Consider the following 25,314-nt stretch of genomic DNA (forward strand, 5'->3'; position numbering starts at 1 on the left):
TCCTCAATTCCGCCCTCCCGCATCGACCACGAATCCGCCTATAGTGCCCCATGCCGATCCGCCAGCTTTCCGAAACGATGATCAACCAGATCGCCGCCGGCGAAGTCATCGAGCGTCCGGCAAGCGTGGTCAAGGAACTGGTCGAGAACGCGCTGGATGCAGGCGCTACCAGAGTCGAGATCGTCACCGCCGGCGGCGGGCTGAACCTGATCCGCGTCAGCGACGACGGCTCGGGCATTCCGGAAAAGGAACTGGCGCTGGCGATTGCGCGCCATTGCACCTCCAAGCTCGCCGACGACATTCACGACATCCGCTCGCTCGGCTTTCGCGGCGAGGCTTTGCCGTCAATCGGCTCGGTGGCGCGGCTGTCGATCCGCTCGCGCACCGCGTCCAGTGAAAACGCCGCCGAGATCGGCATCGACGGCGGCCGCGTCTCCGCGGTCAGGCCGGCGGCGGCCAATCGCGGCACGACGGTCGAGGTGCGCGACCTGTTCTTCGCCACGCCCGCCAGGCTCAAATTCATGAAGGGCGAGCGCGCCGAAAGCTCGGCCATCGGCGACGTGGTCAAGCGCATCGCCATCGCCTTTCCCGCCGTGCGCTTCACCCTGGCCGGCCCGGACCGCTCGACGCTGGAACTGCCGGCGACCGACGACAGCCCGGAAGGCCGGCTGCGCCGGGTGGCGCAGGTGATGGGCGCCGACTTTCCGGACAATGCGATCGCCATCGACGCGATGCGGGACGGCGTGCATCTCGCCGGCCATGTCTCGGTCCCCTCCTTCACCCGCGCCAACGCGCTGCAGCAATACGCCTATGTCAACGGCCGTCCGGTGCGTGACAAACTGATCGCCGGCGCCATTCGCGGCGCCTTCGCCGACGTGCTGCCGCGCGACCGCCATGCCGTCACCGTGCTGTTCCTGACGCTCGATCCGGCGATCGTCGACGTCAATGTTCATCCGGCCAAGGCAGACGTGCGCTTCCGCGACCCGGGGCTGGTGCGCGGGCTGATCGTCGGCGCTATCCGCGAAGCGCTGGCCAATGCCGGCATCCGCGCCGCCACCACCGGGGCCGCCGGCATGATGGCGGCGTTCCGGCCAGGCACCGCATCCTATGCGCATGGCGGCCCGGCCAACGGTCACCGCAGCTACGAGGCCGCCTATCGGGCATCGGGCTTTGCCGGGTTCGATCCTGCCCGTTCGCCGCAGCGGCCGCTCGATATGGGCGACGGGTTCGGCGAGGACGAGCAGGCGGCCTTCGACGCGGAGCCGCTGCACAGCGCCGATGCGCGCGCCGGGCAAAACGAAGCGGCGGAAACGCTGCTCGGCACGGCGCTGGGCGCGGCGCGCGCGCAAGTGCACGAGAATTATATCGTCGCCCAGACCAGGGATTCGCTTGTCATCGTCGACCAGCATGCGGCGCATGAGCGGCTGGTCTACGAGGCCTTGAAGAACGCCCTCCACTCACGCGCGGTGCCGTCGCAGATGCTGCTGTTGCCCGAGATTGTCGATCTGTCGGAAGAGGATGCCGAGCGGCTTGCCAGGCATTCCGAGACGCTGGCCCGCTTCGGCCTCGGCATCGAGCGCTTCGGCCCCGGTGCCGTCGCGGTGCGCGAGACGCCGTCGATGCTCGGCGAGACCAACGTCCAGCAGCTGGTGCGCGATCTCGCCGACGAGATCGCCGACAACGACACGGTCGACACGCTGAAGGAGCGGCTGGACAGTATAGCCGCGACCATGGCCTGCCACGGCTCGGTGCGCTCCGGGCGGCTGCTCAAGCCGGAAGAGATGAACGCGCTGCTGCGGCAAATGGAGGCGACGCCGGGCTCCGGCACCTGCAACCATGGCCGCCCGACCTATATCGAGCTCAAGCTCGCGGATATTGAGCGGTTGTTCGGGCGGCGGTGAGAAACTCGCAGGGCGCAGCCCCTCCCGGACCTTCGGTCCGACCTCCCCACAAGGGGGAGGTAGGGAGCCTACCCGCCGACGCCTCGCGAGGAGCTTACCCTCCCCCTTGTGGGGAGGGTCGCTGCGAAGCAGCGGGGTGGGGGTACGAAAAGAGCCGCTGTACAGCGGCTCTTTTCGAGTCAGGCACAGCCCCAAACCCTTTGCTCATCTCTTCAAATTCACCACAATGACGCCGCCCAGCGCCAGCGCGCCGCCGAAGATGCCAAGCAGCGTCGGCACCTCGCCCAGCCAGAAGAAGCCGATCAGCGTCGCCACCGGCGACACCAGATAGAGGAAGTTCGAGGCACGCGCCGCGGGCAGTCGCGAAAGTGCTGTTGCCCAGGCAGCGTAGGCGATGAGGCTGGGCACGATGCCGAGAAAGATGACGGCGCCGAGCCCGGCCGTATCGGCGACCGCCGCCTGCGCCAGACCGCTCGGCAGGAACGGCGACAGGCAGAGCGCGCCAAGCACCATGTTCGAGGCCGAGATCGTCAGCGGGTGGTGGCGACCAAACAGCGGCTTCTGGACGATGGTGTTGACGGCCGAGCACAGCGCCGAGCCGAGGACAAGCAGCGCACCATTGTTGAAATGCAAGCCTTGCCCTTCGCCCATGGCGATGATCCCGATACCGGCGAAGGACAGGAACGTGCCGGCCCAGGCGAGGCCCGAGAAGCGTTCGCCGAGCAGCGCCATGGCCATGATGGCGGTGAAGATCGGGCTGACATTGATGATGAAGCCGGCCGCACCGGCCGAAACGGTCAGTTCGCCAAAATTGAGCATCACCGTGTAGAGCGCGACGAAGACGGCACCACCGAAGACAAAGCGCCAGAGTTCATCGAGCCTGGGCAGCGCCGGCCGCTTGACCGCGAGGAAGATCGCCGCCGGAACCGCGGCGATGGCAAAGCGCAGCGCGCCAAGTTCCAGCGGCCCGAAAGCGGCAAGGCCGGCGCGGATCGCCGGAAAGGCGGAGGCCCAGCCGACCACCGTCAGCGCCACCGCGATGGCAGCCGTGGCATCCATGCGCTGTGTCGTATTCAACGTGCCGGTGTAAGCGCTCATCTGGGTGTCCTCGCGATCCAATGCCATGAAGTAGAGAAACGCTATTGCGGGTCGGTTGACAAACGAACAAATCGAGGATCACCTGTGACTATGGATCACAGCTTAGACCCGATGCTGCCGCTCGAAACGCTGCGCGCCTTCGACGCCGCGGCTCGGACCGGCAGCTTTTCGGCGGCGGCCGAGAAGCTCAACATCACCCACGGAGCCGTCAGCCGGCAGATCGCCAAGCTCGAGGGTTGGCTCGGGCTGAAAGTCTTCGATCGCGGCGCGCGCGGCGTCTCGCTGACCATCGAGGGCAACCGGCTGCATCTGCGCACCACCGAAGCCTTTGCCCTGATCGCCAGCAATTCGGACCGTTGGGTCGAGCCGCGCGGCACGGCGGTGGTGCGGCTGACCTCGATCCCCTCGGTCAGCGGGCTGTGGCTGATGCCGCGCATGGCGGCGCTGGAGAACCACCCGTCCAAGCTGCGTATCGTGCTCGACGTCGACATCCGCCAGGGCGATCTTGCCGACGAGGGCATCGACCTGTCGATCCGCTGCGGGCGCGGTCGCATTCCGGGCCGGATCTCGGTGCAGCTTTTCGAAGAATATGTGTTCCCTGTCGCCTCGCCGGAATTGGCCAGGGAGATCGGCCGCGGAGATCCCGCCCGGCTGCTCGAATTTCCGGTGATCAATGATTCCGACGCTTCGGCCTGGCGCGCCTGGTTTGCGGCGCAGGAGATGGACTATCGGCCGCGGCCGCACGACCGCCGTTTCGAGGACTACAACCTCGTGCTCGACGCCGCCGCGCACGGGCTCGGTATTGCGCTGGCACGTCCGCCGTTGACGGTGGACCAATTGAAATCGGGCCGCATCGTCGCCGTAGACGAACACAGTGCGCTGAGCCCGATATCCTACTGGCTCGACCGGCCGCTGGGGCGCCCGCGCGCTGCCGCCGCCGAGCTTGCCCGGCGCATCGCCGTCCAGGCAGGGCTGCCAGCGGAGAAGATCGAAGAGTTTATCATCGCCGAAGAATGAGATGCCTAAGGCGCGTCGCGTTCGACCGGCCTCATGCGACGTGCTTCAGGTTCTTGTGTTTATGCATGTCGTTATCGCAAAACCGCTGCACACTTTTGCGCGACATGCATTGGCATCCGGTTTGCCGGCTTGTTCGAGCAAGTGCCACCAGAAACAGAACCAGGCAAGGCCAACCGAGCTTGACCTCGCCGCAATTTGTGGCGATGACATCGTCATGAATTTCGGCACCACCCCATGATGAACCGTTTCGAAGGACCCGGCGGCAAGGAAGCCCGCATCCGCTATCTCGACGGCGACTTCCAGGTGACCAGCCCCGGCGCCTTCGTGCGCTGCGCGGTGACCGGCGAGAGCATCCCGCTCGACGAGCTCAAATACTGGAGTGTCGCCAGGCAGGAACCCTATGTGAACGCCGCCGCCTCGCTGCGCCGCGAGATCGAAGCGCATCCGGAACTGCGCCGCCGACGCTAGTCCAGCGCAAATGGAAGCCGCCCCGTTGCGATCCTGCGCCCTCTGCCGCGGCGTCAAACCGGCTACACCGAAACCTCAGAGATTATCTTGAAATAAAAAACCCGCCTCAGGCTCGAGGCGGGCCACCGGCGAATCATCACCATACCCAAATTAGTAGCATAGCTGCCGGCACAAAGCAAGAACAAAATACGCTCGACCGGCGGAAAGCTGCAAATTCCAGTCCCGCATTGCCTCGGTGCTCAAGCTTCTGGTCAGCCTTTAAGCCGGCGCTGCCGCCAGGCATCCAGCGTCTCGTCGATGATGCGCTGCGGCACGTGGTCAAGCTCGAACACAGTGTCGATCTTCAGCACATCGAGCCCGTCGAGGAATTCCGGCGGTGCTGCGCCGTGACGCAGGCGGGCAGCGTCCTTGGCGGTGGTAATGAGGCCAAGCCCGGCTTTACGTGCTGTCGCCGCCAATTCGGCAAGCTCGTCCGCACTGTAGAAATGATGGTCAGGAAACGGTCGGGTCAGCGCAAGCTCGCCCCCGGCCTCGCTTACGGTGTCGAAAAACCTGTCGGGATGGCCAATGCCGGCGAACGCCAGGAACCGCCTGCCGGCCAGCGTCACCTTGCTGCTCGGGGCAGTGTGCGCCTCGAAGATCGGCCTGCCGGCGCGCGCTGCCTGGCGCACGACCGTGTCGGCCGCGGTGCCCTCGCCCATCTTCAGCAAGGCGCTGGTGAAGACCAGTTGGTCGACGATGTTTGCCCGCAGGGGCCCGCCGGGGATGACGCGGCCATTGCCGATGCCATGGCGCGCATCGACAACGACCAGCGCATAGTCGATGTGGATGCGCGCGCTCTGAAAACCGTCATCCATGATCAAGAAATCGCAGCCGAGCTTCTCCAGCAGAAGCCTGGCGCCCGCGGCCCGGTTCGGCGTCACCGCGACCGGCGCGTGTTCGGCCAGAAGCAGCGGCTCGTCGCCGACATGCTTGGCGGCGTCGTGGTGCGGATCGACGATATGCGGCTGCGCGAAGGAGCCGCCATGGCCGCGCGACAGGAAACCCGGATTGAGCTGCATGCGCCTGGCCTGCTCGGCCAGCGCGATCGCCACCGGCGTCTTGCCGGTGCCGCCGACGGTGAAGTTGCCGACGCAAAGCACCGGCGCCTCAACCTTTTCGCGCGGCGCGTGCCGCATGCGGCGACCGGCGACAAGCGCATAGACGGCGGAGAGCGGCGACAGCGCCGTGACCCGCCAATCGGGCTCCTCCCACCAGAAGGGCGGCGCTTCCGAGGTCACGTCAGCGCCCGTTCGCGCCCTTCAGGCGCGACTTGACGACCAGCGGCTGGATATAGGGCTCGAGCGACCTGAGCGTATGCGCCAGCGCACCGCGCATCTCGTCGACCGTCGCCGCACCCGCCGCCATCATCTCATGGCGGGCCGCCTCGTTGGTCAAAAGGAAATTAACGGCGCCGGCCAGCATATCGCGGTCGCGCACCAGCTTGGCGCCGCCGCTATCGAGCAGGCGCTGATAGGCCTCGCGAAAATTCTGGACGTTGCGGCCGGCAAGCACCGCTGTCTCCAGCATGGCTGGTTCCAGCGGGTTCTGGCCGCCCTCGGAAGTCAGCGAACGGCCGACAAAGGCGATTTCCGTCAGCCTCAGATAAAGCCCCATCTCGCCGATCGTGTCGCCGAGCAGAATATCGGTGTCGGCGGTGATCCTGTCGCCCTTGCTGCGCTGCGCCAGCTTCAGGCCCATGCCGGAAATCTGGGCGGCCAGCTGCCCGGCGCGATCGGGATGGCGCGGCACGATGATCGTCAAAAGCCCGTGGTGGCGCTTGTGCAGCATGGCGTGAACTTCGGCGGCGACCGCCTCTTCGCCGTCATGGGTCGAGGTCGCCGCCCAGGTCGGGCGACCGCCGATCTGGCGTTTCAGCGCCGCCAACGCCCGCTCGTCGGCCGGCGGCGGCGCGGTGTCGACCTTGAGATTGCCGGATACGGTGACCGGCCGGGCGCCGAGCGACAGGAAGCGCTCGCCATCGAGATCCGACTGGGCGACGACATGGGCAAGATTTTCGAACAATGCTTCGGCAATGTTGGCGCGCTTCTTCCAGGACTTGAAGGAGCGGTCGGACAGCCTGCCGTTGACCAGAACCTGCGGCACGCGGCGGGCGCCGAGTTCCAGGATGGTCATCGGCCAGATCTCCGATTCGGCGATGATCGCGAGGTCCGGCTGCCAATGGTCGAGGAAGCGGCTGACCGCCGGCTTGAGGTCGAGCGGCACATATTGGTGGATGATGCGGTCGCCCAGCCGTTCTTCGGCGACCTGCGCCGAGGTGACCGTGCCCGTCGTCAGCACGATGTTGACGCCGTAATCGAGAATGCTCTCGACCAGCGGCACGACGGCGATGGTCTCGCCGACGCTGGCTGCATGGATCCAGATCACCGGGCCTTCGGGACGCTCGCGTCCGGCGACGCCGTAGCGTTCACGCCGGCGAATGCGGTCCTCCTTGCCTCTGGAAGTGCGCCAGGCGACGTAAGGTCCGACCAGCGGGTAAGCGGCGGCCCCGGCGAAGCGGTAGGCCGTCAGGAAGGCGCGGGCCCAGCGCATACTCATTTCGAACCGTCCACAAGGCGATAGGCCTCGGCGGTCGCGGCATTGAGCGAGGCCGTGACCTCCTGGCGCTTGCGTTCCATTTCCGCGGCGTCGGCGTTGGCCGGCACGAAGACAGGCGTGCCGACGACAATCGAGGAGCGGCCGAAGGGCAAGTTGATCGTCGTCTTGTCCCAGCTGCCCTCGATCACCTTGCGGCGGCTGGTGGCTATCGCGGCAGGCAGGATCGGCCGGCCGGACAGCCGCGCCAGAAGGACGACGCCGAGCCCCGCATCGCGCGGCGTGCCGTGGGGAATATCAGCAATCATGGCGACATTCTTGCCGGTGGCGAGCGACTTTTTGAGGGCGATGAGCGCCTTGGCCCCGCCCTTGTCGAGATGCCTTGCGCTTTCGCGCCCGCCAGAGCCGCGCACCGCCTCGATGCCGAATTTCTCGACCATCAGCGCGTTGAGCTCGGCATCGGCGCTGCGCGATACCATGGCAACCAGCGGCCGTCCCTTGGGATAGTAGGCCGGGGTCAGCAGGTGCTGGCCGTGCCAGAGCGCGATGATGCCAGGCTCGAGCTGCGCATAGGCGCCGCCGGAAAACTTGGCCGATCCGTCGACCATGCGGTTGGTCAAGCGGACAAGGCGGACGAAATACGCAAACAGCGCGGCAAGCGCATTCTTGACGAATCGCGACTGCGCCAGCGGTTCGCGGATCTTGCGCCAGAACGTCTTCGGCTTGCGACGTCTGACCGCCGACCGCGGGGCTGATCGCTTGACCGCTTCATGGTTCATCGATGTCAACCGACAGCCTTGTTTTCGGGGTCGAGCAGGCGGTGCAGGTGAACGACGAAATAGCGCATATGGGCATTGTCGACGCTAGCTTGCGCCTTGGCCTTCCAGACGGCGTGCGCCGATTGATAGTCCGGATAGATGCCGACAATATCGAGCGCGTCGAGATCGCGGAATTCGGTGCCGCCCAGCTTCTTGAGTTCGCCGCCGAACACCAGGTGCAAAAGCTGTTTCTTTCCGTCTTCAGCGGCCATGTCGATCCTTCACATATCGTGAGTTTGGGACAGGTCTAGACCAAAGCCGCCGACTTTGGAACTATTGATAGTGGTCAATTGTCCAGCCCGGCGATGACGCCGGCGAGCACGGCGAGGAGTTCGCCGCTGCCGGCGGCGAGCGGTCCGTGACGGATCACTTCGCCGGCATAGAGCGGCGCGCGGCCGTGCCGATCGAGCAAGGCGCCGCCTGCCTCGCGCAGGATGAGATCGGCCGCGGCGATGTCCCAGTCATGCGCGTTGGCCTTGACGAAGGTGGCATCGAGCTGGCCGCCGGCGATCATCGCCAGCCGGTAGGCGAGCGAAGGAATATAGAGCACGCGCTTCAGCCGTTTGTGCCATTTCGCCGGCATCAGGTCGATCATCGCCTTCGGTCCGGCGATTTCGGCCGTTTCCGACGGCGCACGCACGCTGATGCGCCTGCCATTCAGGAACGCGCCCTCGCCGGGCAGCGCCCAATAGATTTCGCCCTTCGCCGGGCAGTCGAGCACGCCGGCAAGCGTTCGGCCGTTCTCGACCACAGCGACGCTGACGCACCATGTGGGCAGCCCTTCGAGGAAGCCGCGCGTGCCGTCGATCGGATCGACGACAAAGGTGCGGCGCGCGACGAGCCTTACCGGGTCGTCGACGGTTTCCTCCGACAGCCAGCCATAATCCGGCCGGGCCGCCAGCAAGGTCTCGCGCAGATATTTGTCGGCGGCGTGATCGGCTTCGCTGACCGGCGAGGTGCCGCCCTTCATCCACACTTGCGGATTGTTATTGAAGTACTGCATGGCGATGAGCCCCGCCTCGCGGGCGGCATCGCGCAACAGCTGCAGGTCTTCAGTAGCGCCGGCCGAGACGGCCGGGTCAAGCTCCGGCAAGGGTCATTCCTTCGATCAAAAGCGTGGGCGCGGCAGTGCCGAAATTGCGGTCGAGATCGCTCGCCGGAACCATGTTGAGGAACATCGTCTTCAGATTGGAGGCGATGGTCACCTCGGCGACGGGATAGGCCAGCTCGCCATTTTCGATCCAGAAGCCGGAAGCGCCGCGGCTATATTCGCCCGTCACCATGTCGACGCCCTGGCCGAACACTTCGGTGACGTAGAAGCCGGTCTTGAGCGACTTGATCAGCTCTTCCGGCGTATTTTCCCCGGGCTCGATGGCGAGATTGGTCGACGACGGCGAGACCGACGAGCCGCTGCGCGAGCCGCGCCCATTGGTGACGAGGCCGAGTTCCCGAGCCGCCGAAGTCGACAGGAACCAGTGGTTGAGCACGCCCTTGTCGACCATGAACAGTTTTTCGCCCTCGACGCCTTCGCCGTCGAACGGGCGCGAGGCCTGTCCACGGCGCCGGAGCGGCTCGTCGGTGACGGTGATTGCGGCCGAAGCCACCTTCTTGCCCATCATGTCGCGGAGAAAGCTGGTCTTGCGCGCGACCGCGGCGCCATTGATGGCACCGGCAAGGTGGCCGGCAATGCCGCGCGCCACACGCGGATCGAACACCACGTCGACAGGCCCGGTCGCCGCCTTGCGCGCGCCAATGCGGCGTACGGCGCGCTCACCGGCCTTGCGGCCGATGTCTTCCGGCGCGTCGAGATCGGAAAAATGCTGGCGCGAGGAGAATTCGTAGTCGCGCTCCATGCCGGTGCCCTCGCCGGCGATCACGCTGGTCGAGCGTGAAAAACGCGAGGCGACGTAATGGCCGACGAAGCCGTGCGAGGTGGCGAGCACCAGGCCGCCGAGCCCGGCACTGGCGCCACTGCCGGCCGAATTGGTGACGCCCTTGACGGCAAGCGCCGCCGCTTCGGCGGCAAGCGCTGCTTCCTTCAACTGGTCCGCCGACACCTCGGTGGCGTCGAACAGATCGAGGTCGCGCGGTTTCTTGACCAGCAAGGCCGGGTCGGCGAGGCCCTGATAGGGATCCTCGGGGGACACCTTGGCCATGGCGAGCGCGCGCTCGGCCAGCATATTGGGGTCGGATGCCGCCGTTGCCGAAACGCTCGCTACCCGCTTGCCGACGAAGACGCGCAGCGAGACGTCCTCGCTCTCGGACGCCTCTGTGCCTTCGACCTTGCCAAGCCGCACCGACACGCCGGTCGAACGGCCGCGTACCGCAACGGCATCGGCGGCATCGGCGCCGGCCCGTTTGGCAGCCTCGACCAGGGCCGCGACGCGATCGGTCAGTTTCGCTGCGTCGAGCGTATCGGTCATTCGCATAATCCTGTTATTTCCGGCCGGCTGAAGGGCAGCCGCTGCTGCACCATCTATTGTCCCGATGCCGCTTCTGCAATGGGAGAAGCGGGCAAACCGGGTGCATCAAGCGCCCAAACAGGACTGCAGGCCGCAGGCGGATGAACGGCGAGTGAGATCGACAACCCCTCAGGAAGCGGCCACCGGCGTCCAGATCACGTCGTCGATCCTGAGCGCGCCGGTGGCGAGCATCACCAGCCGGTCGAAGCCGAGCGCGGCGCCGCTCGCCTGCGGCATGATGGCGAGCGCGGCGAGGAAGTCCTCGTCGATCGGGTAGCGTTCGCCATAGACACGCTGCTTCTCATCCATTTCGGCGGCAAAGCGCAGGCGCTGCTCGGCCGGATCGGTCAATTCGCCAAAGGCGTTGGCGAGTTCGACGCCGCAGCAATAGAGCTCGAAGCGCTCGGCGGTGCGCGGATCGTCGGCGCTCGGCCGGGCCAATGCCGCCTCCGAGATCGGATATCCGAAAAGAATGGTGTTGCGCCCCTGCCCCAGCGCCGGCTCGATTTTTTCGACCATCACCCGGCTGAACAGGTCGGCCCAATTGTCGTCGGGCGCGGTCCGCAATCCGGCCTGGACCAGGGCGGCATGCAACCCCGCGCGGTCGGTGCTGCCATCGGCTGCAACCGTCGCCAGCAGATCGATGCCGGCATGGCGCATGAAAGCTTCGTCGACGCTCAACCGTTCCGTCTCGGCGAACGGATCGGCTTCACGGCCGCGGAAGCTAAAACGCTTCGCTCCGGCCCGTTCGGCCGCCAGCGCTACGAGCTCGGCGCAATCGCGCATCAGGCTCTCATAGGTCTCGCCGACGCGGTACCATTCGAGCATGGTGAACTCAGGATGGTGCAAGGGGCCGCGCTCGCGGTTGCGCCAGACAGCCCCGAGACTGAAGATGCGCTCCTCGCCGGCGGCAAGCAGCTTCTTGCAGGCGAATTCCGGCGACGTGTGGAGGTAGAGCGGCTGGCGCTGCCCGTCCGGCCCGATCGCCTCGGTGGCAAAGGCCGACAGGTGCGCTTCATTGCCGGGCGAGACCTGCAGGGCCGATGTCTCCACCTCGACGAAGTCGCGGCGGGCGAACCAGTCGCGCATCCCGGCGGCAATGGCATTGCGCAGGATCAGCCGCGGCCGGCGGTCGGCGTGGACATGCGGCGTCCACCACGGCGAGGCGGCGGTCATCGGCTTCAGGGGAATTGCACAGAGGGCTGGCGATTGCGGCCAAGATGCGCTAGGCCGCACGCAACGGCCTCTCCAGCCGATTTGCGCCAACAAATTTTATCAGGATGGAAACCCGTGAAGGTCATCGCCAGCTCCTTACGCAAAGGCAACGTCGTCGAAAAGGACGGCAAGCTTTATGTGATCCTCTTTGCCGAAAACATTCATCCTGGCAAGGGTACGCCGGTCACCCAGCTCGACATGCGGCGTATCTCCGACGGGGTAAAGGTTTCCGAGCGTTACCGCACCACCGAGCAGGTCGAGCGCGCCTATGTCGAGGAGCGCGAGCACACGTTCCTCTACCGTGACGGCGAAGGCTTTCACTTCATGAATCCGGAGACTTACGACCAGGTCGCGGTGCCGGAAAGCGTGGTCGGCGACATGGCGCCTTATCTGGTGGAAGGCATGCCGGTGCAGATCTCGCAATACAACAGCATCGCCATCTCGCTGGTACTGCCGCAGCGCGCCACTTTCGAGGTGGTCGAGACCGAGCCGGTGACCAAGGGCCAGACGGCGTCCTCGTCCTACAAGCCGGCAACGCTGTCCAACGGCGTGCGTACCCTGGTGCCGCCACACATCAGCGCCGGCACCCGCGTGGTGGTGATGACGGCCGATGGCGCCTATGTCGAGCGCGCGAAGGATTGAGGCGCGAAGTCTGACACGCCTCGCCGAAAGCGTCGCGGCGGCCGGTCATCGTCTACCGCTTTGTGCCAGGGGCTTTCGAGCATTGGGACGCGGCACGCAGACCGAAGCGTCAACGCCCTGCCAGTTCTTTCCTATTGCACGACGCCAGCGGGCAATCTCTGAGCCTCGAGCAACGCCGACCGTCCCTTTCGCCAGGTGCCAGGTGGAATGCCGACGAACTTTTTGAAGGCGCGATTGAAGGCGGCTTCCGACTCGTAGCCGACCTCGGCACCCGCTTGCGCGATGCTCATTTCGGGCCGTTCGAGCAAGCGTCCTGCCAGTTGCAGACGCCAGCGAGCAAGATAGTGCATGGGCGAGACCTCGACATAGTGGGTAAAGCGGCTCGCAAACGCCGTGCGCGAGAGCCCTACTTCGCGGGCGAGCCGGTCCAATGTCCATTCCTCCCTGGGGCGAGCGTGGATGAGCCCGAGCGCCTCGCCGACATGTGGATCCCGTAGGCCTGACAGCCAGCCGCGCGAATCGTCGGGGAGGGTCTCGAGATGGCGGCGGATGATCTCGACAAACATCAGCTCGCTCAGCTTGGCGAGTATCGTTTCACAGCCCGCCCGCCCACTGCCACCTTCGGCCAGCGCCAGCCGAAAAAGGTCGATAACCCAACTGCTTCCATCGGCGGGCTTGCGGGCACACAGGATGGCCGGCAATGCGGCGAGGAGAGGATTGAAGGGACGCGCATCGCAGCCAAGATACCCGCAAATGAACCGGGTCCGCTCGTCTCCGCCGCCACCATGGATCACCGCGAACGGCAGGCTCTCGTCTATCGGCCGATAATACATCGCCATATTGGGTTCGCCCCGCGCCCCCGGCGAGGAGCTCAACACGTTCGGAACACCACCGGGGAAGACAACGACATCACCGGCGTTCACGAGCACCGGCGGCACCGAATCGTCTCCCAGCGCGGCCCAGCACGAGCCCGACATCACGGCATGAAAAGAAATGATGTGCTCTGCCTCCGGCATGACGGCGGCGGCAATGTCGGCCGTGCCCGGCGACTCGCCAACCCAGGGAGAGCTGGCGTCGACGTCGAAATAGATCGCACCGGTGAGGCGAACGGCTCGGAGCACATCGGAAAGGACATCCATGCACTACACCTCCGGAAACGATCGGCTACTCCCTTTGACAACGAGTTTTTCCGCCAGGCATCTCGAACTATCCGGCAATATGGCCGCCCGAGCAACTATCCATCCGGTCTAATCCTACTCTGAACGATCGGGCAACAGAAATGGACGATGTGACATTTGCGGGAACAGCGGACGGGATTAGCGTTTCATCGGCCGGCCGACAGGTCCAATAACAGGGAGGAATGTCATGAACGATGAAGACATCACCAAATTCGCAGCAAGCCTGCGAGGCGAAGTCATCCGCGCCGGCGACGCCCGCTATGACGAGGCCCGCAAGCTCTACAACGGCATGATCGACAAGCGGCCGCTGATCATCGCCCGCTGCGTCGACGTCGCCGACGTAATCACAGCGGTGAATTTCGGCCGCGACAACAATTTGCTGGTTGCGGTACGTGGCGGCGGCCATAACGGACCAGGATTGGGGAGCTGCGACGACGGTCTGGTGATCGACCTGTCGGCGATGAACGGCGTGCGCGTCGATCCGGATGCCCGCACGGCGCGGGTGGGCCCGGGCTGCACTCAGGGCGACCTCGACCATGCCACCCATGCCTTTGGCCTGGCCGTACCGGCGGGCATCATCTCGACCACCGGGGTCGCCGGACTGACGCTGAGCGGCGGCCATGGCTATCTGACGCGCAAATATGGCCTGACCATCGATAATCTGATCGAGGCCGATGTCGTGCTTGCCGATGGAAGCTTCGTCACCGCCAGCAAGGAGCGGAACCCCAACCTGTTCTGGGCGCTTCGCGGCGGCGGCGGCAATTTCGGCATCGTCACCAGCTTTGTGTTCAGGCTCCACCAGGTCAGCATGGTCTTTGCGGGGCCGATCGCATGGGATCAGCGCCACGCCCGCACCATCATGCAGCATTATCGCGAGTTCCTGCCAAACGCGCCCGAAGAACTCGGGATCTTTCTCGGGCTCAAGACCGTCCTCTCGAGCGCACCCTTCCCGGAAGAGTTTTGGGGAAAGCGGATGTGTCTGCTGATGTGCTGCTACAACGGCCCGGAGGAAAAGGGCAGAGAGGCGCTGGCCCCGCTGCTCGATGCGCTGCCCGCGCCCTGGTTCAACTGGATGGGAACGATGCCCTATCCCGCGGTGCAGAGCATGTTCGATGGGCTCTACCCGAAGGGAATGCAGTGGTACTGGCGGGGCGATTTCGTCAAGACGCTGTCCGACGAGGCGATCGACGCCCATCTCGAGCAGGCGGCGAAGACGCCGAGCGAGCTATCGCTCATGCACCTCTACCCGATCGATGGTGCGGTCCATCGCGTCGGCAAAGACGAGACACCCTGGAATTACCGTGATGCGACCTGGTCGATGGTCATCGCCGGGATCGATCCGGACCCACAGAAAGCAGGGCCGGTGACACGCTGGACCAAGGCCTACTGGGAGGCTGTGCATCCGTTCGACCTGGGTGGCGCCTACCTGAACTTCATGATGGATGACGAGGGCGATGCAAGGCTCAAGGCGGCTTATGGCGACAACTATGAGCGCCTGGCTACGCTGAAGAAGAAATACGACCCAAACAACCTCTTCCGGGTGAACCAAAACATCCGGCCGGCTGCTTGACGGCGGCGACCGGCCAGGCCGGCAAGTGTCGTACCGGTTGCGGGCCAGCTAAGGCTCGGCCGGTACGATAAGGCGGCCGGTCAGGGCGCTCTGATCCAGACCAGCATCTCGCCGGAATCGTGGTGTCCCAGGCGAAATACGGCACGGTGACTTTTGCTTCCTCGACCGCCGGTGATTTTCAAACGCCTCTTTCCTGTCAATAGCCGACAGCGTGACGACGCCGCCGGGCACGTTCGAGAGCTGACTACATTTGAAACCAGCCAGACGACCGCCGAATGGCGTCCAATGAGCCATGCCGGGCTGCTTTTCAGGCTACCCCGCGCTTCTGATCGTGGCGGGCCGCGTACTGTCCATGCACAAGTCCGGACCTGTTTGGCGACACCATCATGACTGGATCGTTCGCACATGATCGACAAAATGACCCGGAAATGACCGAGATACAAAGCTTTCCTTCAGTTGTGCATCAATAAGCCGCGACAATTTTTTAGCCAATCTTTAGGCAAATTCGCAGGTTTATCGACAGACAGCAGACAATTCGGCAAAACGGTCTTTGCTGGATTTATGTGGATGGGCAATGCATCCCTACTTGACACCGGGACAAGCTGCAGAGCTATGCTGAACATGGGTCGCAAGTTTGCGCGGAGGGAATCTGTTCATGGATTTCATCGAGAGTTGGTTTGGTATTTCACCTGACGGCGGCGACGGATCGACCGAAGCTCTCTACATACTTGCCGTTGTCGCAATATTGGCGCTCGCATTCCACAAGCGCATCGTGCAGTTCGCGCGCGGTTTCTTCGCGCGGAAATAGCCCGCGTACCGTTCGAGCCCAGCTTTATTCGTCTGACCAGAGTACAAACGGCACCAGTCGTCTGACACTCCAATACACTGTTGCCGCGCGATCTCGTTGTTATCAGAGCGTTGCCCTGCGTTAGCTTCAGAGGGGAAGTCGATGCGAGGAATAGCGGCAATCCTGCGAGCACTGTTCTCCGCCTGGATTCCGGCACTGATCGAGATGGCTCGCCGTTTCTGTCGCCGGTGGCGGCTAGGGGGTGATCGCCGGGTCGACCAGAAAGGGTCCCGGGCGCATTGCGTACCGATCGATCACCCTGCTTTCTGCCGGCCTGACCCGCTGATCTACGATCAGTATTATCTGATCGGCCTTGGTCTCGCGGTCACCTGGGATAATCCCGATATCGAGCTGCGCCAAGGTGGTGTGCCCGTTCCCGCCGGCAGGTTGCAGGCGGACACCGACTACGAGGTGCGGGTTCGCGTCTGGAACGCCTCCACGGATGCCGTCGTCGTCAAGATGCCGGTCCATCTGTCCTATCTGTCGTTTGGCATCGGAACCGTGTCGAATCCGATCGCCACCAGGCCGGTCTCGGTCGGGGTGATCGGATCCGCCAGCCAGCCTGGGTTCGTCTCCTTCGACTGGCATACGCCGCGGCAAGCAGGTCACTATTGCCTGCAAGCTTTGCTCGATCCGGCCGATGACGCCAACTTCGCCAACAATCTCGGGCAAGAAAATACCGATGTCGGACTGGCGCAGTCGCCAGCAACATTTCAATTCGAGTTGCGCAACGCTACCCGTCGACCGCATCGGTACCGGTTCACCGTCGATGCCTACACCATCCCGCCGCTCGGCCCCTGTCGCGACGACCGGCAGCCAACGGAAGAGACCGCCAAGGCGGAGCAAAAGCGCCGGCTGGCGGCACACTTGCCGTCGGCTCATCCCCTGCCGCCGGGCTGGAAGGTCGAGATTTCGCCTGACCTGCCGTCGCTGGCGCCGGGCGAACAGGTGACGATCACGGCGGTCGCCACGCCGCCGGACGGCTGGACCGGCCGGCAAGCCCTCAATCTGAATGCATTTGACGAGGGTGACCGCGCCAGCGGCGGCGTCACCTTGACCGTCCTCAGCAGCTTGGAGCCGTGATGGCCACCGACGACAAATCCTGGACCAAGTGCACGACCGCCGACGAGGTGATTTCGGTCAACCAGTACATCAGCGCGGCGATTACCAGCGGCATATTCGCAGCCGTGATGGTCGTGGTGGTGGTCGCGATGGGCGAGCCGTGGTGCATACCGATCGCGCTGGTGGTGACTGAGATTGTGTGGATTCTCGCTTATTGCGACTGGTGGCTCAACAAACGGCTGGTTTGCCTGGGCGAGCCGGTGAGTATCGTCGGCATGGTCATCAGCATCGAGCCGCCGTCGGAGAAGACCTGGCCAGGAAGCCTGGACTCCGACTACAGCCTCAATTTGCTGCTGCCGAACAACCCGGTGGGCGTCTCCCAGGCCGTTGCCGCCGCCAGTGCCCCGTTCGGCTATCTGATGGCCGAAAACGCAATCACCTCCTCGCACGGCTTTCTGTTCACGGGGAACCCGGCGGAGGACAAGGTGACCGGAGTAAAGTCAGAGGCGCTGCATGTGGAGTTCGAAGGGGCATCGATCCATGACCTGCAGACCGTCAACATCCTCGCCCTGATCGCCGCCCTGGCAGCGCTGGCGCTATGCATGTCGGGCGTCGGCGTGGTCGTCGCCTACGTATTGGCGCTTCTCGCCTTGCTCGCTTCGCTGCTCGGCGCGGCCTTCAGCAGTTCGGACACCGCTAGTCCGAGTGACGCCAGCCTGCCCAGCATCGAGACCAACAAAGGCGATGGAACCGGAGCGACAATCCTGGGGGTGACCGGCCGGTGGGTCTATGATGCCGGACACATCCACGACAGCTTTCATGAAGGCCACAACGAACTGCATCCGGTCCAACAGGCCCAGATTCTGGGACGGCCATGGGACGGCGACTGGCCCGACGATATCGACGAAATCGTTCGGGGCTACCAGGACGGCTACGCGCAGTCCCAGGATCCGCTCACCAAGGCGCAACAGGCCCGGCCCGGCTCCCGGTGGTCGGTTCATCCCTATGTTGACGGCTGCAACGACACCGTCCGGCCAGATCAGCCTCCGCACTAAGCCAGTCAAGCTGTTGGACACGATAGTTCGAATCCCGATACCGCGCTGGTGTACTCGGCCCTTGAGAATCCTTCAGCCTTCGGCAACATGGCGGCAAGGCTGAGAGCATGAGGATGAGCAAGGTCATTTCCGCCGCATCACGGCGTTCGCCGCGCAAGACACCGATGGCGCTGACCGAGGCGCTGGTCGCCCGCACCTTGCGTGCGGTCGAGGATGCCGGGCCGACGCCGGGCATGGTCTACATGACCGATGCCGATTACGCGCGCATTCGCGACGAGGTGCTGGCCGGCGCGCCGGGCGGGCCGGTGAAGCTGTTCGCCTATGGCTCGCTTCTGTGGAAGCCGGCCGGCGAGGTCAGGGGTGGCGAACGGGCCGTGGCGACGGGCTGGCACCGTTCGTTCTGTTTTACGGTGCAGCGCTTCAGGGGCACCGTCGAGCAGCCCGGCCTGATGATGGCGCTCGACCGCGGCGGCCAATGTCAGGGCATGGTGTTCGAGATCGCCGAGCCAGTGGGGGCCAATCTCGAAACGCTGCTGCGACGTGAGATGACCATCCTGCCGGCCGTCAACGTGCCGCGCTGGCTGCAGGTCAGGACGGGCGACGGCACGGGCCAAGCGCTTGGTTTCGTTGTCGATCCCGCCAATCCGCGCTATGCCGGCAAGCTCGAAAAGCGAGCGATAGCGGCGACCCTGGCCACGGCCGTCGGCCATTGGGGTTCGGGCGCCGAATATCTGTTCCAGACCATTCGCCATCTCGACGCTTGCGGCATCCGCGACCGCAATCTCTGGCAGTTGCAGGAACTTGTGGCCGAGGAGATCGGTCGGGCGCTGCGGTCGGGCTTCATTCGTCCCTGAGCCAGACCAGCATCTCGCCGGGGTCGCGGTTGTCCCAGGCGAAATACGGCACGGCGGTGATGTTCGCGTCCTCGACCGCCGGCGGTTCGGTGCGGTAGAGCCCCTCTTCCCAGTTTTCGAAAGCCTCCTTTTTGGCAATCGCCGAAAGTGTCACGACGCCGCCCAGAAGGTTCGGCTGCTGATGCGCCTCGATGTCGGCCGTGCGCGGCAGAGCGATGCGGTGCAGCTGGCTGGAATTGTCGGTCTCCTCGACGCAATAGATCAGCGGGCCGCGCGCCAGTGCGACGCGGCCGATATCCTGCCGCACCTGCGGGTTGGCGTAGAGGCGGTCGACGGCCATTTCGAGGTCGAGCTCGACGCGGTCGCCCTTGCGCCATTCGCGGCGGATCGCGGCATAGCCGTCGCTGCTGATGGCAGCCAGATCGACATCGGCGCCGTTGACCTTGAGCGCTGCCTTGCGGCACCAGGCCGGCAGGCGCAGGTGCAAAGCGAACTCGGTCGGAGCTTCCGGTTCGACAGAGATCGAGACCGCGCCGTCCCAGGGATAATTGCTCGTTTGGGTGAGCTCTATCTGCGTCCCAGAAATATCGAAACGAGCCGTGCCGTTTCCATAGAGGTGGACGGCCAGTGCGTCGTCCGACAGGCCGTAGAAATAGCTGCCGATCGAGGCGACCATGCGCCCGACATTGGGCGGGCAGCACGGGCAGCGGTGCCATTTCCAGCGGTGGTGGGCGCCGTGGCTTTCGAGCGGATTCTCGTAGAAGAACAGCGAGCCGTCGAGCGACAGGCCGGAGATCGAGCCGTTGTAGAGCGCCCGCTCCATGATGTCGGCGTAGCGCGCATTGGGGCCCATGCCGAGCATGCGGCTAGCCCAGAACACCAGGCCGACCGAAGCACAGGTCTCGGCATAGGCGGTGTCGTTGGGCAGGTCGTAATCGGCGGTGAAACCCTCATTGTGCGACGACGGCCCGAGGCCGCCGGTGACGTAGAGGTTCTTGGTCATGAGGTCGTCCCACAGCCGATCGAGCGCCACCCGCAGCGTGTCGTCGCCATATTCGGTGGCGATGTCGGCCATGCCCGAATAGAGATACATCGCCCGCACCGCATGGCCGACGACTTTGTCCTGTTCGCGCACCGGCTTGTGCGACTGGTTGTATTCGTAAGTCTTGAAATGATAGGCCTTGGGGTCGGCGCCGCGGGCTCGCGCCTCCTCGTCGAAATAATGCGGCTGCTGGCCGCGCTGGTCGATGAAATATTTGGCAAGCTCCATGTATTTGCGCTCGCCGGTCACCCGTGCCAGCTTGACCAGCGCCAGCTCGATCTCCTCATGGCCGCAATAGCCCTTCTTCTTGCCGGACTCGGGACCGAACGTCTCGGCGATGTGATCGACATAGCGGCACATGATGTCGAGCAGCTTGCGTTTTCCCGTGGCCTGGTAATAGGCGACCGCGCCTTCGATCAGGTGGCCGGCGCAATAGAGCTCGTGGCAATCGCGCAGATTGGTCCAGCGCAGGCCGGGCTGGATGCGCTGGTACCAACTCGACAGATAGCCGTCGGGCTGCTGCAGCTTGCCGTACATGTCGATGACGGCATCGATCTTCTTCTCCAGCTCGTCGTTGCGGCGGCGGTAGAGCGAATAGGCGGCGGTCTCGATGGTCTTGCCCCAATCGGAGTCCCAGAACATCTGCGTCGTCACCGTCGATCCGGTGAACTCGTTGCCGGCGGTGGCCGCCTCGTCAGGTGAAGGTGAGTGGAACGGAATGACGACGCCGGGCGACGGCCGGTCCGGGTCGATCTGCTCGAGCATGCGCGCCTCGACGCAGCGGTCATAGAGGATGCCGGCGGTTTTTGAGGCGACGGCATCGACGCGGTCGCCCCAGAAGCCGCGCACGTCGACCTGCGGCACCGGCAGCGGGCGGAAGGCGAGTTTCGGCTTGGCGCCCTGACTGGCGGATTGCGATGCGGTCATCAATTTACTCCGGTTCGGTTCGGTTGGTCACTTCACGGCCCCTGCCATGAGGCCACGGATGTAGAAGCGCTGCAGCAGCAGGAAGAGCACCAGGCACGGCACCATCATGACGGTGACGCCGGCCTGCACGGCGCCCCAGTCGATGGCGCCGAAGCGGCCGGACTGCAGCGCGGTCATCATGATCGGCAGCGTGAATTTCGACTGGTCGGTCATCAGCACCAGCGCCGCCAGAAACTCGTTCCAGGCGCCGAGGAAGGCGAACAGCGCGATGGTGACGATGCCAGGCCAGACCAGCGGCAGCATCACCCTGAGCAGCATGGTGACGTTGTTGGCGCCGTCCATGCGCGCGGCCTCCTCGATCTCGCGCGGCACCGCGTCGAAGGCGTTGCGCATCATGAAGATCGAGAACGGCAGCTGCAGCGTGACATAGACGCAGACCAGCCCGGTCAGCGTGTTGTGCAGGCCGATTTTTGTCAGCACCAGGAAGATCGGCGTCAGGATCGACTGGAACGGGATCATGATCGTCGACAGGATGACGACGAACAGCAGGTTCTTCAGCGGAAAGCGGAAGCGCGAGAAACCGTAGCCGGCGAGCACGCTGACGATCACCGACAGCACCACCGTCATGACCGAGACATAGATGCTGTTTTGCGCCGGCAGCCAGAGGCCGTCACCAAAGGTGTTGAGCGTGGCGTAGTTCTCGAGCGAAAAACCCGTCGTCGGCCACGGCGGCAGCGGCGGCTGGCGCGCCTCCTGCGCCGGCTTGAAGGCCGAAAGCACCGTCCAGGCGATCGGCGCCAGGAACAGTAGGGATGCGATGATGCCGGTCGAGTGCTCGGCGATCTGCATGCCGATGCGGCGTTTGCGGCTGCGGGCCTGCGCCATCAGTCGACCCCCTCGGGATTGCGCAGCAGCCGCAGCTGGATAAGGCTGAGCGCCACCAGGATGACCAGCAGGACCATCGAAAGTGCTGCGCCATAGCCGAGCTTGAACGACACGAAGGACTGGTTGAAGATCCAGTAGACGGCGGTCAGCGTCTGGTTGCGCGGCCCGCCGCGCAGGATGATGTAGAACTGGTCGAAGGCGAGGATCGAGCCGGCAACCGACAGGATCAGCGCCAGCGCCAGCGTGCGGCGCATCAAGGGCAAGGTAATCGCCCGGAACCGCGCGAATGGCCCTGCCCCGTCGATCATCGCCGCCTCCTGCAGGTCCGGCGGGATCGATTGCAAGCCGGTCATCAGGATGATCATGGTGAAGCCCGCCACTTTCCACACCACCATGGCGATGATCGACCAGAAGGCCGGCTGGAAAGTCGCCAGCAGATTGAATTTTTTTTCGGTCAAGCCGAGCTCGAAAGCGGCCGGGCTGAACAGGCCGGAATCGACATTGAGCAGCCACGACCACAAAAGGCTCGCCGAGGCGAAACCGATGACCGCCGGCATGAAGAAGGACGTCCGGTAGAAGCCGGTCAGCTGCCGCGGCCTTTCGATGAACAGCGCCAGCGGAAAGGCGACGGCGAAGATCGCGATCGTCACCACCACCGTGTAGTAGCCGGTGAACTTCAGCGCGTTCCAGAAGCGGGTGTCGCGCAGGATCGCCCAGTAATTGTCGAGCCCGATGAAGCTATGCGCGCCCATCAGCGGCCAGTTGTGCAGCGACATCCAGGCGGTCATGCAAAGCGGCACGATGAAGAAGACGACGACAAGGGCGACGGCCGGCGCGACATAGAGCAGGCCGATCCACTGCCGGCGGCCGGCGCCGACCAGTTTGTATGCGCGCGCTGGCGCGGCGGTGGTTGCTGTGATGGTGGTCATGCCGTGGTCTTCCGTTAGCGCTACGTCCCCCTCCCCCTTGAGGGGAGGGTCCGGCCGAAGGCCGGGGGTGGGGTCCTCCGCGAAGCGCGCCGACATCAAAAGAGCGTCGAGCACTGCCGCGATGACCCCACCCGGACCTTCGGTCCGACCTCCCCTCGAGGGGGAGGTGGGCGCCGGCGCTACTTCTGCGGCGCCGAATCGATGATCGACTGCATGGTCTCCTGCGCGTTGGCGATGGCGCCGTCGACGTCTTCGCCGAAGAAGACCTCGTTCATCATCTGGTTCCACGGACCGTTGGCCGAGTTGATCAGGTCGTTGAACACCACCGAATAGGGCGTGCGGCCCTTGGCCATGGCTTCGGCGGCGACCTTGTAGCGCGGGTCGAGGTCTTTCAGCGCCTCATTGGCGATGTCGCCGCGCACCGGCAGGCTGCCGTATTTCGCCAGGATGGTCTGGCCTTCGAGCGAATAGGCGAAGTCGAGGAACTCCTTCACCACCGCGACCTTGGTGGTGCCCTTGGTGACGACGAAATTGTCGCCGCCGGCAAACGACGACCAGCTGCCGTCCTTGCCAGGCAGGAAGGTGATGCCGTAGTCGATATCGGGATATTGCGTGTTGAGCGCGCCGATGGCGAAGGCGCCGGACGGCGAGATGCCGATATTGCCGGTGGCGAAGGCGGCAAAGAAGTTGGAGCCGGTGTCGGTCTGCGCGCCTGATGGTACCAGGTCCTTCTTGACCATCGAACGGTAGAGGTCGATGGCGCCGCGCATTTGCGGCGTGTCCAGCGTCGCCTTGGAGCCGTCCTCTGTCAGGATGTCGCCGCCCGAGGCCCAGATCAGCGGCGTGAAGGTGAAGATGTTGCAGCCGCCGCAATTGCCGGAGAAGTAGAAGCCCTTGATGTCGCCGCCGAGCGCGTTGACCTTTTCGGCGTCGGCTTCGATCTCGGCCCAGTTGGTCGGGCCCTTTTCCGGATCGAGGCCGGCCTGCTTGAACAGCTTCTTGTTCCAGATCAGCACCGAGCTATCGGCCGAGAACGGCAGCCCGTAGATGCGGCCCTTATAGGTGCCGGTCTTGACATGCGCCGGCGACAGGCTGGCGAAATAGGGCAGCGATTTCGCCCAGTCGGTGATGTCTTCCAGCTGGCCGGCGGCGGCGAAGGACGGCGTGTAGATCAGGTCGAGCGACAGCGCATCGGGTGCCGTGCCGCCGGCAGCCGCAGCACCATATTTCGGAATGATTTCGGCGTTGGGGATGATGTCGAGCTTGATCTGGTTCTGATGCCCCTTGTTGAAAGCATCGACGACGCGCGGCATGAAGTTCGAGCCGTCGGCGCGAACCCAGATGTTGGCGGTGTCGGCGGCGGCCGAGCCGACCGTCGCCAGCGTGCCGAAAATGCTCGCGGCGATGGCGAGCCCGGTAATGGTGGTTCTCATGCTTCTCCTCCACATGGTTCTCATTTAGCCGCGCCCCCAAGCGGGTGACTATCGACACGGCCCGTTTCGTTCAGCCGTCCGGCGGACGGCCGCATGACTGACGCACCACCAGCCGGCACGGCAGTTTTCTGATGCCCGGCAGAGCGGGTTCGCCGCCGACGAGCGAAAGCAGGGCAAGGCCGGCCTCGCGGCCTAGTGCTGCCAGATTCATGTCGACCGAGGTCAGCGGCGGGCGGGTCGCCTCGGCGACGATCTGCCAATTGTCGAAGCCGATGACGCCGACCTCGTCCGGCACGCAAATACCGCGCTCGCGCAAGGCGTCGATGACGCCGCGCGCGATCTGGTCGTTACCGCAAAACACCGCATCGGGCTTTTCGCGCGTGCCGTCGAACCCCTCGCCGTCGAACAGTTTTGCCACCGCCTCATGCCCCCAGGCCTCCGACCACGGGCCGAGCAGCGGCTCCATGACCGGCAGGCCGTTCTCGGCCAGTACCTCGCGATAAGCCTCGGCGCGGGCGTGCACCACGGCAAAGCTCGCGGGACCGCTGACATGGGCGATGCGCCGGCGCCCGAGCCGGCAAAAGTGCTCGACCGCCAGCCGCGCGCCGCCGGCATCGTCGGACACAAAAGCGATGGCGCCGGGATCGGGCTCGGTGAAGGCGTAGATCGCCGGAATGCCGAGATTGGCGAGGTCGACCGGCAGATGGCGGTCGATGCGCTTGCCGGTGGCGATGATGCCGTCGACGCGCTTGTCGAGCATGGCATCGACATGCAGCTGGGCAAGGCGCGGGTCGTCCTCGACATTGCACAAAAATACCGAAACGCCGGCATCGACCAGCGCATCGGAAACGCCGGCCATCAGCGGCAGCGAAAAGCGGCCATAGGTGTCGTTGGTCAACAGGCCGACGGTAAAGGAGCGCCGCCGCAACAGGCTCTGCGCCAGGCTGTTCGGGCGAAAGCCAAGCCGCTGCGCCGTCTCGCGAATGCGCTCGCGCGTCTCGGCCGTCATCCGCCCCTGCCCGTTCAGCCCTTTCGAGGCGGTGGCAACGCTGACGCCGGCGAGTGCCGCCACCTCACGGAGGGTGACCGGCTGCTTGGCGGGCGTTGGCTGGACGTCGGACGCCATGATTTGGATATCGATCCTCCCAGGTGGGAAAAGCTTTTCTCTTATGGTCCGGCGGGGTGCTGAATGGTGATGTCAGCTGGCGCAGGGCGATTTGGGAAAAGGTTTTCTCAAAGGGAGATTAGAACGAAGATGCGGGGGAAGGCAAGTGGGATGGAGCCTTGAACCTTCGATCATGTCGCAGAGAGCATCG

23 protein-coding genes are annotated in these 25,314 nt (G+C 64.6%); 9 read left to right on the forward strand and 14 right to left on the reverse strand.

Annotated features, from left to right (window positions below):
* The first annotated feature begins 50 nt into the window (after positions 1–50).
* Positions 51–1,901, forward strand: coding sequence for a DNA mismatch repair endonuclease MutL (gene mutL, locus NKI18_RS11670; protein WP_352616940.1), 1,851 nt, complete (start codon positions 51–53; stop codon positions 1,899–1,901).
* Positions 1,902–2,105: 204 nt separating this feature from the next.
* On the opposite strand, the gene NKI18_RS11675 is transcribed toward mutL, so the two are convergent.
* Positions 2,106–2,999, reverse strand: coding sequence for a DMT family transporter (locus NKI18_RS11675; protein WP_352616938.1), 894 nt, complete (start codon positions 2,997–2,999; stop codon positions 2,106–2,108).
* A 90-nt stretch (positions 3,000–3,089) separates the two neighbouring features.
* Here NKI18_RS11675 and NKI18_RS11680 point away from each other — a divergent pair, with 90 nt between their 5' ends.
* Together NKI18_RS11680 and NKI18_RS11685 are read left to right on the forward strand one after the other, a co-directional pair.
* Positions 3,090–4,016 carry a LysR family transcriptional regulator gene (locus tag NKI18_RS11680; RefSeq protein WP_352616936.1) on the forward strand — a complete coding sequence of 309 codons (927 nt, stop codon included), beginning with the start codon at positions 3,090–3,092 and terminating at the stop codon, positions 4,014–4,016.
* Between the two features lie 234 nt (positions 4,017–4,250).
* Positions 4,251–4,484: a DUF2093 domain-containing protein gene (locus NKI18_RS11685; protein ID WP_031211156.1), complete on the forward strand. Its 234-nt coding sequence runs from the start codon at positions 4,251–4,253 to the stop codon at positions 4,482–4,484.
* A 251-nt stretch (positions 4,485–4,735) separates the two neighbouring features.
* Here NKI18_RS11685 and lpxK read toward each other — a convergent pair whose 3' ends face one another.
* The 7 genes from lpxK to epmA all read right to left on the reverse strand — a co-directional run bounded on the left by lpxK (position 4,736) and on the right by epmA (position 11,535).
* The gene (gene lpxK / locus NKI18_RS11690) at positions 4,736–5,764 is read right to left on the reverse strand and encodes a tetraacyldisaccharide 4'-kinase (RefSeq protein ID WP_352616934.1); all 1,029 of its coding nucleotides are present in this window, start codon (positions 5,762–5,764) and stop codon (positions 4,736–4,738) included.
* 1 nt (position 5,765) lies between these two features.
* The gene (gene waaA, locus NKI18_RS11695) at positions 5,766–7,082 is read right to left on the reverse strand and encodes a lipid IV(A) 3-deoxy-D-manno-octulosonic acid transferase (RefSeq protein ID WP_352616932.1); all 1,317 of its coding nucleotides are present in this window, start codon (positions 7,080–7,082) and stop codon (positions 5,766–5,768) included.
* Positions 7,079–7,858 (reverse strand): lysophospholipid acyltransferase family protein, encoded by a 780-nt coding sequence (locus tag NKI18_RS11700; RefSeq protein WP_023717166.1) that lies wholly within the window; start codon positions 7,856–7,858, stop codon positions 7,079–7,081. Before NKI18_RS11700 ends, waaA begins: the two co-directional genes overlap by 4 nt.
* 5 nt (positions 7,859–7,863) lie before the next feature.
* The gene (locus NKI18_RS11705) at positions 7,864–8,109 is read right to left on the reverse strand and encodes a DUF4170 domain-containing protein (protein WP_023674378.1); all 246 of its coding nucleotides are present in this window, start codon (positions 8,107–8,109) and stop codon (positions 7,864–7,866) included.
* A gap of 74 nt (positions 8,110–8,183) precedes the next feature.
* Positions 8,184–8,990 carry a 3'(2'),5'-bisphosphate nucleotidase CysQ gene (locus NKI18_RS11710; RefSeq protein ID WP_352616928.1) on the reverse strand — a complete coding sequence of 269 codons (807 nt, stop codon included), beginning with the start codon at positions 8,988–8,990 and terminating at the stop codon, positions 8,184–8,186.
* Positions 8,977–10,320 (reverse strand): TldD/PmbA family protein, encoded by a 1,344-nt coding sequence (locus NKI18_RS11715; RefSeq protein ID WP_353019758.1) that lies wholly within the window; start codon positions 10,318–10,320, stop codon positions 8,977–8,979. Before NKI18_RS11715 ends, NKI18_RS11710 begins: the two co-directional genes overlap by 14 nt.
* Positions 10,321–10,488: 168 nt before the next feature.
* Positions 10,489–11,535: an EF-P lysine aminoacylase EpmA gene (gene epmA / locus NKI18_RS11720; RefSeq protein ID WP_352616925.1), complete on the reverse strand. Its 1,047-nt coding sequence runs from the start codon at positions 11,533–11,535 to the stop codon at positions 10,489–10,491.
* A 114-nt stretch (positions 11,536–11,649) separates the two neighbouring features.
* Between epmA and efp the strand changes: the two genes are divergently transcribed.
* Positions 11,650–12,216, forward strand: a complete 567-nt coding sequence (gene efp / locus NKI18_RS11725; protein WP_352457103.1) for an elongation factor P — start codon at positions 11,650–11,652, stop codon at positions 12,214–12,216.
* A 131-nt stretch (positions 12,217–12,347) separates the two neighbouring features.
* Here the strand turns inward: efp and NKI18_RS11730 are convergent, their stop codons facing one another.
* Positions 12,348–13,355 carry an AraC family transcriptional regulator gene (locus NKI18_RS11730; RefSeq protein ID WP_352616922.1) on the reverse strand — a complete coding sequence of 336 codons (1,008 nt, stop codon included), beginning with the start codon at positions 13,353–13,355 and terminating at the stop codon, positions 12,348–12,350.
* 226 nt (positions 13,356–13,581) lie between these two features.
* Here NKI18_RS11730 and NKI18_RS11735 point away from each other — a divergent pair, with 226 nt between their 5' ends.
* The 5 genes from NKI18_RS11735 to NKI18_RS11755 all read left to right on the forward strand — a co-directional run bounded on the left by NKI18_RS11735 (position 13,582) and on the right by NKI18_RS11755 (position 18,782).
* Positions 13,582–14,964 carry an FAD-binding oxidoreductase gene (locus NKI18_RS11735; protein ID WP_352616919.1) on the forward strand — a complete coding sequence of 461 codons (1,383 nt, stop codon included), beginning with the start codon at positions 13,582–13,584 and terminating at the stop codon, positions 14,962–14,964.
* A gap of 655 nt (positions 14,965–15,619) precedes the next feature.
* Positions 15,620–15,772 (forward strand): hypothetical protein, encoded by a 153-nt coding sequence (locus NKI18_RS11740; protein ID WP_352578310.1) that lies wholly within the window; start codon positions 15,620–15,622, stop codon positions 15,770–15,772.
* 141 nt (positions 15,773–15,913) lie between these two features.
* A complete protein-coding gene (locus NKI18_RS11745; protein WP_352616916.1) occupies positions 15,914–16,894 on the forward strand; it encodes a hypothetical protein in 981 nt (326 codons plus the stop codon).
* Positions 16,894–17,928 carry a hypothetical protein gene (locus tag NKI18_RS11750; protein WP_352616914.1) on the forward strand — a complete coding sequence of 345 codons (1,035 nt, stop codon included), beginning with the start codon at positions 16,894–16,896 and terminating at the stop codon, positions 17,926–17,928. Before NKI18_RS11745 ends, NKI18_RS11750 begins: the two co-directional genes overlap by 1 nt.
* A gap of 113 nt (positions 17,929–18,041) precedes the next feature.
* Positions 18,042–18,782, forward strand: a complete 741-nt coding sequence (locus NKI18_RS11755; RefSeq protein WP_352616912.1) for a gamma-glutamylcyclotransferase — start codon at positions 18,042–18,044, stop codon at positions 18,780–18,782.
* Here the strand turns inward: NKI18_RS11755 and NKI18_RS11760 are convergent.
* From NKI18_RS11760 to NKI18_RS11780, 5 genes are all read right to left on the reverse strand, one after another.
* Complete coding sequence (locus NKI18_RS11760) at positions 18,769–20,751, reverse strand: glycoside hydrolase family 127 protein (protein ID WP_352616910.1); 1,983 nt, start codon at positions 20,749–20,751, stop codon at positions 18,769–18,771. The two genes, NKI18_RS11755 and NKI18_RS11760, sit on opposite strands and share 14 nt — an antisense overlap.
* A gap of 27 nt (positions 20,752–20,778) precedes the next feature.
* Complete coding sequence (locus tag NKI18_RS11765; RefSeq protein ID WP_352593071.1) at positions 20,779–21,636, reverse strand: carbohydrate ABC transporter permease; 858 nt, start codon at positions 21,634–21,636, stop codon at positions 20,779–20,781.
* Positions 21,636–22,565, reverse strand: a complete 930-nt coding sequence (locus tag NKI18_RS11770; RefSeq protein ID WP_352452309.1) for a carbohydrate ABC transporter permease — start codon at positions 22,563–22,565, stop codon at positions 21,636–21,638. Before NKI18_RS11770 ends, NKI18_RS11765 begins: the two co-directional genes overlap by 1 nt.
* 179 nt (positions 22,566–22,744) lie before the next feature.
* Positions 22,745–23,998, reverse strand: a complete 1,254-nt coding sequence (locus NKI18_RS11775; RefSeq protein WP_352616907.1) for an ABC transporter substrate-binding protein — start codon at positions 23,996–23,998, stop codon at positions 22,745–22,747.
* A 70-nt stretch (positions 23,999–24,068) separates the two neighbouring features.
* A complete protein-coding gene (locus NKI18_RS11780) occupies positions 24,069–25,124 on the reverse strand; it encodes a LacI family DNA-binding transcriptional regulator (protein ID WP_352616904.1) in 1,056 nt (351 codons plus the stop codon).
* Between the last annotated feature and the right edge of the window lie 190 nt (positions 25,125–25,314).

The organism is Mesorhizobium sp. M0800 (assembly GCF_040320095.1).
Classification (GTDB): Bacteria; Pseudomonadota; Alphaproteobacteria; order Rhizobiales; family Rhizobiaceae; genus Mesorhizobium.